The following is an 8,071-nucleotide window of genomic DNA, read 5'->3' as shown; positions in this document are numbered from 1 at the left end:
CCCCCACCAGCGCGGCCAAAGAAGCCCCCACCACCCCGGCCACCGGAGCGGCCAAGCCCATCTGCCCAGCCTGAAAGGCCCGATAGAGAAAGATCAACCCCAAGCACCCCGCGGCTCCAGCCCCCAGGCTCCACAGCAGGTCTGAAGGGTACAGGCCCTCGCGCCTTCCGAGAGCCATAAGAACAAAAAACAAAAAACCCGTGAGGTGCACCAGAAGGGCAACCCGGTAAGGACTGAGCCTCCGGGCCGCCACCCCACCGCTAAAGTCGCCTGCTCCCCAGGACAGGGCCGAGAGCAGGGCCAGGGCCACCGCCACCATTTCAGCGCTCATGGGGCCATCTTATCGAGTAGACTCGAGCCCGCAATGCGCCTATACTGCCAACCGGGCCTGGCTTTTCAGGAGAACCTTCGGTGTTGGAAGCCCTGGGTGGTCTAGCGCTTCTGGTGAGGGGACTGGCCCTCCTTTCAACCTCCTTGGGGGCGGCGATGGGAGGCCCGGCCCGGCGCGTCCTGACCTGGGCCACCGCCCACTGGGGGCGGGCCTGGCTGGCGGGGGTCTTGGTAGGGGCCTTGACCCTCAACAGCACCGCCTTGAGCCTGACCGCCATGGGGCTGGCCGAGTTGGGCATCGCCGGCTTCACCACGGCCTTGGTGCTGGGGCTGTCCGCCAAGGCGGGCGCCACCCTAGCCCTGCTGCTGGCGGCAACCCCCCTGGGGGCCCTGGCCCTGCCCATCCTAGGCGTAGGGTTTGCCCTCGCACTCTTGCGGCGCTTTAGGACCTGGGGGGAGGGCCTTTCGGGCTTAGGGATGCTGCTTTTGGGCCTTTCCCTGATGACCCAAGGGTTTTTGCCGCTGGTCCACTCTGAGCTCTTCTCGCTCCTCAGGGAGGGCCTAGAGGGAACCTGGTTTTGGCCATGGTCGCTCGGCTTTGTCCTGGCCGCCCTACTGGGCTCAGCCAACGCGGTGGCGGCCCTGGCCTTGGCCCTAACCGCCTCCAGCGCCCTGAGCCTTCCCACCGCCCTGCTGCTGACCCTAGGGGGCGGGGCTGGCTCGGGGATGGTCTTGGCGGTGGCGGGGTGGAACCGCTCCCCCCTGACCTTGCGGGTGGCCCTTGCCCACCTGGGCTGGAAGGTTCTGTTTTCCCTTCCTTTTGTGTTCTTCTTGCCAGGTTTCAGCGAGCTCAGCCAAAAGCTGGCCCGGCTGGTAGGGCTCGGCCCCGAAGGGGCGGTGGCTCAAGGACACCTGTTGTACCACCTCCTGGCCTCCTTCTGGGTACTGCCCCTGCTCCACCCCATAGACCGCCTGATGCGCAGGCTGCTTCCCGACAACGAGCGGCAAATCAGCCCTAGATACCTCTCCGCCGATGCCCTAGACTCCCGGGAGCTGGCCTCGAGCCTGGCCTTGCGAGAAGTGGGCCGCATCGGTGACCAGATTCTGGAAATGCTTGGGGATGCGGTGAAAATCCTGGGGCAGGGCAACGGAAACCCCGCCGAGGTGGCCCGCCGAGAGGAGAAAGTGGATCAGCTGGCACGTAGCATCGTTCTTTACCTAAGCGAGCTCTCCGCCCGCCACCCCGGCAACGCCCCCCTGGCCTTGATGACGGCGGCCAGCGAAATCGAGCACATGGGCGATCAAGTCCGGCGAATCCTGCGCAAGCAGGAGAGGCTTTATGCCCAAAACCTGGAGTTCTCCCGGGAAGGCCGGGGTGAGCTGTGCGAGGCCGCAAAGCGGCTCTTGGAGCGGCTGCGGGTCTGCTTGACCGCGCTGGCTACGGGCAACACCACCCTGGCCGTCCAGGTCACCGCCGGGCGGGAAGGGATGCAGCGCTTTTTGCTCGAGCTACGCCGCTCCCACCTGGAGCGCCTGGAGCAGGGCCGCACCGAGAGCCGGGCCACCACCCTGGCCCACCTGGACCTGCTCATCGTGCTGGACGAACTAGACCAGAGCGTCACCCGCCTGGCCCAGCTTTCCCAAGAGCTGCACGGGCAAGAGCTCTAGGCAGGGCCACCGGTGGGCAATGGGCTTGTCTCCAGGCGCCCGGGCTTTTAGCTTAGTACAAGGTGCGTCTCCTGCGCTTCAAGCAGAAAAACTTCCGCAACCTGGCCACCCCGGTCTTCGTCCCCGGGGAGGGGCTGACCACCATCGTGGGGGGCAACGCCCAGGGCAAGACCAACCTCCTGGAGGCCATTGAGCTGGTGCTGGGGGGGGAGCTGCGCAACGGCGCCCTCGAGCGCATCGCCTTTGGAAAAAGCCAGGCCTTCTTATACGCGGAGGTGGAAACCCAGTTCGGCCAGAGCCGGCTCGAGGCCCGCTTGACCCAAGAAGGCCGCGAACACCGCCTAAACGAGGCCCCCACCACCCTGCGCGAGCTGGCCCAGCTACCTGGAGCGGTGCGCCTGGGCCCCGACGACCTGGCCTTGGTCCTGGGCCCCCCCGATGAGCGGCGCCGATTTTTGGATGTCTTGCTCTCGCGCTTCTCAGCCCGTTACCGGGCCATGCTGAGCCAGTACAACCGCGCCTTGCAGCAGCGCAACGCCTTGCTCAAGGCCGGCCTGCGCCAGGGCGGAGAAAGGGTGAGCAGGCCTCCGCCTTCGGGTCTAGAAATCTGGAATGCCGAACTAGCCAAGTACGGCAGTGAGATCCTTGGCCTGCGCCGCCGCATGCTCAACCGGCTCGCCCCCCTGGCCCGCGAGGCCTACCGCGAGCTGGCCCCGGGCGAGCTGCAGTTAGAGCTGTCCGAAACCGCAGCCCCAGAGCGCCTACTGGAGGCATTGGAGCATTGCCTTCCCGAAGACCTGCTGCGCGGTTCTACCAGCGTGGGCCCCCACCGCGACGACCTCCGGGTCCTCCTGTCGGGCCGGGAGGCGGCTCGGTTTGCCAGCCGAGGGGAGTGCCGCAGCATCGCGCTGGCCTTGCGGCTGGCCGAGCACCGCCTGCTTTGGGCGCACTACGACGAGGCCCCCTTGCTGCTGGTGGACGAGTGGCACGCCGAGCTGGACACCCGCCGTCGGGAGGCGCTTCTGGCTTATGCTGAAAGCCTACCCCAGGCCATCCTAGCAGGCCTCGAGACCCCTGGGGTGGGCAAGGTGGTCCAAATTGAGGCGGGCGTATGGCGCTGAAAGACCCAGACCCCAAAGCCATCCGGGAGGCCCAAAGAGGGCTCCTGTGGGCCTTTTTGTTGGCCTTGGCCATCCTGGCGGGCATCGTAGCCCTGCTGTCTGGCCTTACCCTCTTGCGCTTGTGGCCTTACGCTCCTGCCCTTTGGGCGGGCCAGCCCGTGCAGCCATCTCCAGGGGTGCAGATCAACCCAAGCCTCCTGTGGGTTAGCCTGGCCGCCTTTGGGACCTCCACGGGGCTTTTGCTGGCCTCGGTCTGGGCCCTGCGCTGGCTAAAGCGGGCCTGGGCCTCGAGCCCCGTAGAGGCCTTGCCTAAGCGAAGGAAAAAGCGAAAGTAAAAAGGCCAGGAGCGTCCCTGGCCTTTTGCTCTGGCGGAGGAGGGGGGATTCGAACCCCCGATAGGGAGTTTATCTCCCTATAGCGGTTTAGCAAACCGCCGCCTTCAGCCACTCGGCCACCCCTCCGCGGGGTGGGGTTCTGGGGGTAACCCAAAACCGCACACGATACTCTAGCACAAAAACCGCCGATTTGAAGCACCCAGCCCAGGTGGCGGAGGGAGAGGGATTCGAACCCCCGGTAGGCTCACGCCTACAGCGGTTTTCAAGACCGCCGCTTTCAACCACTCAGCCATCCCTCCACGCGACTAACTATGGGGCGGGCCCTGGGGCTTGTCAAGCCTCAATCTCCCCTTCAAAGCCCCTGCAAGGGGGCATACACTTGGGGCATGGGCCCTTTGGTAGACGTGGACTGGCTGCAGCACCACCTTCACGACCCGGAAATCCGCATCGTGGACTGCCGTTTCTCCTTGCAAGACCCCCAAGCAGGCCGCCAAGCCTTCCTGGCTGGGCATATCCCAGGAGCGGTCTTCCTGGACCTGGAGCGGGACCTCTGCGCCCCTCCGCGGCCCGACCGGAAGGGCGGCCGGCACCCGCTGCCCGACCCCCAGGTTCTCGCCGCCACCCTAGGGCAGGCGGGCATAGACAATACCCACCACGTGGTGGCCTACGACGCCCCGCCCGAGGGGGGTATGTTCGCCCCTTACCTATGGTGGCTGCTGCGCTGGCTGGGCCACGAGCGGGTGGCGGTGCTGGACGGGGGCATCACCGCTTGGAAAGCCGCCGGCCTGCCCCTCAGCCACAAGCCCACCCCGCCCACCCCAGCCATCTTCACCCCCAATCCTCAACCCGAATGGGTCGTGGACGCGGAGTTTGTCGCTCATCGGCCATCCGGAACGGTCCTGGTAGACGCGCGGGCCCCGGAGCGCTATCGGGGCGAGGTGGAGCCCTTGGACCCTGTGGCCGGGCACATCCCAGGGGCCATCAACCGCTACTGGCAGGAAGCCCTGGAGGCCTCGGGTCGCTTCAAACCGGCAGGGGCCCAGGCTGAGCGGTTCACCGGACTTTCGGGAGAGATAGTGGTGTACTGCGGCTCGGGGGTCTCGGCAGCGGTTAACCTTCTGGCTTTGCACCTCATCGGAAAGCCCGCCCGGCTGTACAAGGGTTCCTGGAGCGACTGGGTCTCGGACCCCAGCCGACCGGTAGCCCGGGGGGAGGACTAGGCCCTATTCCAGGCCAGGCCAGCGGGTAAACTTAGCACAGCGTATGCTGGCCCTAAGCCGCCTTAGAACCTACCTGGAACTGGTGCGCTTTGAGCACACCCTTTTCGCTCTACCCTTCGCTTATGGAGGAATGCTGCTGGCCGCCCGGGGATGGCCGGGATGGGACACCTTCGCCTGGGTAACGGTCGCCATGGTGGGGGCCCGCACCGGCGCTATGGCCCTCAACCGCCTGATTGACCGCCACATTGACGCCGCCAACCCCCGCACCGCCGGGCGGCACCTTCCCCGGGGGTTGGTGCAGCCCCTCGAGGTGCTGGCCTTGGCCCTGGCCGGCCTGCTCCTTTTGGGCCTGGCCGCCTTCAACCTAAACCCTCTGACGGTCCAGCTACTGCCGGTGGCGGTGTTCTTCCTGGTGGGCTACAGCTACACCAAGCGCTTCACCTGGCTGTGCCACTTCTGGCTGGGCCTCACCGTGGGGGCGGCCACCGCTGGGGGTTGGATTGCGGTCACGGGTGCGTTTGAACCAGCGTTGTTCGCCCTTTGGGCCGGCACAGCCTTTTGGCTGGCCGGTTTTGACATCCTCTACGCCACCCAGGACTACGAGTTTGACCGCTCGAGCGGCATCCACAGCATCCCAGCCCGCTTCGGCATCCCCCGGGCACTGCGGATAGCCCGCTTTTCCCACGCCCTCACCTTTGGGCTTTTCCTGCTTACCGGGGTGCTGAGCGGGGCAGGCTGGGCCTACTACCTGGGGGTGCTGGGGGTAGGGGCGCTGCTTTGGTACGAGCACCGGCTGGTGCAACCCCACGACCTGAGCCGGGTGGACCAGGCTTTCTTCCAGGCCAATGTGGGGGTGAGCCTGGGCATGTTGGCGGTGATTCTCCTGGACACCCTGCTTTGAGGTTGCCCCCAACTGGGAGCGGGGCCCAGCGGGTGCCCCCAGCGCCGAGCTTTCACCGGCCGAAACCCGCAACAAACTAGCCCTGGATTGGGGCTGAACCTGTGCAAACCGGGCGCGGGTTCCCAAAAATCAGGGAACAGCACCCCTCCTGAAAACATCGTCGCGGATCCCCTAGCGTAAAAAGGACTTCAGCCCGCAAGCAGGGGTGAGAGAGGCCATCTTGTTCTCTCCCGCAGCCCAAGACCCCGCCTGAAGCCTCATTTCGGTATCGCAAGTCTGTCATATTGACATTTTCGCTCATATTCGCTTATTATCACACAAAATGCCCTTGCCCAGCCTAAGGCACCAGAATCTCCTCCACCTGATACGCCAACACGGAGGGATGAGCACCAAGGAGCTAGCCAAGCGCCTCGGGGTATCCGAGGCCACCGTGCGCCGTGATCTAGCAACCCTAGCCGGTCAGGGCCTCCTCCAAAGAGAACACGGGGGTGCCCTCCTGCCCGAAGGGGAACCGCCCTACGCGGTAAAGCTCGCTCGGCACCAGGGAGTCAAGCTAGCCATCGCCCAAAGGGCGATGCCCCTGGTCCCCGATGGAGCCACCATCGTCCTGGATTCTGGGACCACCACCTTAGCCCTAGCCCGGCTTCTAGCGGGAAAGCCGATAAGAGCAGTAGTTCTCGATATTCCCCTAGCCCAAGCCCTAGCCCAAGGGGAGACGGAAGTCCTCCTGGTAGGAGGCCGGGCACGGAATGGCTTCTACAGCCTCGTAGGCCCATGGGTAGAGGAACTCTTGGAACGGGTACGGGCTGACCTCTTTTTCTTGGGAGCCGACGCCTTCGATGCCGAGGGCGTGACCAACCATACCTTTGAGGAGGCAGCGGTCAAGCGGAAGGCCATGGCGGTAAGCCGCAAGACCGTCCTTCTGGCGGACGGGAGCAAGTGGGGCAAGAGAGCGCCAGCATTTGTGACGTCCCTTTCTGCCTTGGATCGGGTGGTGACGGATCTAAAGGACCCTGCCCTCGAGGCCCTGGTGAAGGTGGAGGTGGTGAGTGGAGCGGTTTGAAGCTCTCTTTGGCAGGAAGCCGGTGATCGCCATGGTGCACCTTAAGGCCCTGCCGGGCACGCCGCTTTACGACGGGGACCTCGAGGGCATCGTGGAGGCGGCGCGGCGGGACCTCCTGGCCCTCCAGGAGGCGGGGGTGGATGCGGTGATGTTCGGCAACGAGAACGACCGCCCCTACGAGCTCCGGGTGGACCCCGCCAGCACCGCCACCATGGCCTACGTGATCGGCCGCCTTCGGGAAGCGATCCGCCTGCCCTTTGGGGTGGACGTCCTCTGGGATCCCCTGGCCACCATGGCCCTGGCTGCCGCCACGGGTGCCCGGTTCGCCCGGGAGATCTTCACCGGCGCCTACGGGTCGGATATGGGAATCTGGGAGGGCCGGGCGGCGGAGGCCCTGCGATACCGGAAACGTCTCCAGAGGCAGGACCTCTTTCTCCTTTACAACGTTTCCGCCGAGTTCGCTTCCCCCTTGGACGGTCGTAGCCTCCCCGAGCGGGCCAAGAGCGCCGTCTTCTCCAGCTTGGCCGATGCCATCCTGGTTTCCGGGCCCATGACGGGGGAGGGGGTGAGCCTGGACCACCTGCGGGCGGTGAAGGCGGCCCTGCCCCAGGTTCCCGTGCTGGCCAACACGGGGGTGCGGCACGAAACGGTGGCGGAGATCCTAGAGGTGGCGGACGGCGTCATCGTGGGCACGGCCCTCAAGCGGGACGGGGTTACCTGGAACGAGGTGGACCCCGAGCGGGCTAGGAGCTTCATGGAAATCGTGCGCAAGTGGAGGGGGCGGTGATGGTCCTGGGCGTGGATGTGGGGACCACGGCCGTGAAGGCCCTCTTGCTGGGAGCGGGGGGAGAGGTTCTTGGACAGGGGGAGCACCCCCACAGCCTGCGGAACCCGGCCCCTGGATACGCCGAGGAAGACCCCGAGGACTGGTGGCGCGGGTTTCTCGCCGCCACCGCCCAAGCCCTGGCCGGCAGGGACCCCCGCGGTCTCCGCGCCCTGGGGGTTTCGGGCATGGTCCCCGCCCTGGTGCTCCACGACGAAGGGGGCAGGCCCCTCCGCCCCTCCTTGCAGCAGAACGACGCCCGGGCGGTGCACGAGATCCGCGAGCTTAAGGAGCGCTTCGGGGACACCTGGCTCTTTTCCCGGACGGGGGCCACCTGGAACCAGCAGGTGCTGGGGCCCAAGCTCCTTTGGCTCCAACGCCACGAGCCGGAGGTGCTTTCGGCCGCCCGTTGGATTGCCGGCTCCTACGAGCACATTACCTTCCGGCTCACGGGCGTCCGCTACCAGGAGGCCAACTGGGCCCTGGAGTCCGGGCTCTGGGAACCAGAAGGAGCCTGGCTTGGGGAGGTCCTGGACTACCTAGGCCTCTCCCCAAACCTTTTTGGGCCGGTGCGCCGGCCTTGGGAGGTGGTGGGCGGGGTCACCGAGGG

At 66.0% G+C, this 8,071-nt stretch carries 8 protein-coding genes, 2 tRNA genes and 1 pseudogene; 8 read left to right on the top strand and 3 right to left on the bottom strand.

Translation table 11 applies throughout. The features are described from left to right. Nucleotides 1–331, bottom strand: a pseudogene (locus Mlute_RS13185) (EamA family transporter); the annotation flags it as partial. A gap of 80 nt (nt 332–411) precedes the next feature. On the opposite strand from Mlute_RS13185, the gene Mlute_RS13180 reads away from it, so the two are divergent. From Mlute_RS13180 to Mlute_RS13170, 3 genes are all read left to right on the top strand, one after another. Further along, nucleotides 412–1,998, top strand: coding sequence for a Na/Pi symporter (locus tag Mlute_RS13180; RefSeq protein WP_119361064.1), 1,587 nt, complete (start codon nt 412–414; stop codon nt 1,996–1,998). Between the two features lie 62 nt (nt 1,999–2,060). Then, complete coding sequence (gene recF / locus Mlute_RS13175) at nt 2,061–3,119, top strand: DNA replication/repair protein RecF (RefSeq protein ID WP_119361063.1); 1,059 nt, start codon at nt 2,061–2,063, stop codon at nt 3,117–3,119. Further along, on the top strand, nt 3,110–3,454 hold the full coding sequence (locus Mlute_RS13170; protein WP_119361062.1) for a hypothetical protein: 345 nt from the start codon (nt 3,110–3,112) through the stop codon (nt 3,452–3,454). Before recF ends, Mlute_RS13170 begins: the two co-directional genes overlap by 10 nt. Nucleotides 3,455–3,485: 31 nt before the next feature. Here Mlute_RS13170 and Mlute_RS13165 read toward each other — a convergent pair. Then, nucleotides 3,486–3,580: transfer RNA gene (locus Mlute_RS13165), tRNA-Ser, on the bottom strand. A gap of 83 nt (nt 3,581–3,663) precedes the next feature. Beyond that, nucleotides 3,664–3,753 (bottom strand) — tRNA-Ser (locus Mlute_RS13160). A gap of 87 nt (nt 3,754–3,840) precedes the next feature. Between Mlute_RS13160 and Mlute_RS13155 the strand changes: the two genes are divergently transcribed. The 5 genes from Mlute_RS13155 to Mlute_RS13135 all read left to right on the top strand — a co-directional run. Further along, nucleotides 3,841–4,674 carry a sulfurtransferase gene (locus tag Mlute_RS13155; protein WP_119361061.1) on the top strand — a complete coding sequence of 278 codons (834 nt, stop codon included), beginning with the start codon at nt 3,841–3,843 and terminating at the stop codon, nt 4,672–4,674. A gap of 43 nt (nt 4,675–4,717) precedes the next feature. Continuing rightward, nucleotides 4,718–5,575 (top strand): menaquinone biosynthesis prenyltransferase MqnP, encoded by an 858-nt coding sequence (mqnP, locus tag Mlute_RS13150; RefSeq protein WP_119361060.1) that lies wholly within the window; start codon nt 4,718–4,720, stop codon nt 5,573–5,575. A gap of 322 nt (nt 5,576–5,897) precedes the next feature. Beyond that, the gene (locus Mlute_RS13145) at nt 5,898–6,638 is read left to right on the top strand and encodes a DeoR/GlpR family DNA-binding transcription regulator (RefSeq protein ID WP_119361059.1); all 741 of its coding nucleotides are present in this window, start codon (nt 5,898–5,900) and stop codon (nt 6,636–6,638) included. After that, nucleotides 6,625–7,425, top strand: coding sequence for a BtpA/SgcQ family protein (locus Mlute_RS13140; RefSeq protein ID WP_119361058.1), 801 nt, complete (start codon nt 6,625–6,627; stop codon nt 7,423–7,425). Before Mlute_RS13145 ends, Mlute_RS13140 begins: the two co-directional genes overlap by 14 nt. Further along, nucleotides 7,425–8,071, top strand: a 647-nt coding sequence (locus Mlute_RS13135) for an FGGY family carbohydrate kinase (protein ID WP_245958979.1), incomplete at its 3' end; no start/stop codon positions are given. The genes Mlute_RS13140 and Mlute_RS13135, both read left to right, overlap by 1 nt.

This window comes from Meiothermus luteus, assembly GCF_003574085.1.
GTDB lineage: Bacteria > Deinococcota > Deinococci > Deinococcales > Thermaceae > Meiothermus > Meiothermus luteus.
This window is presented reverse-complemented; position numbering and strand designations above follow the sequence as displayed.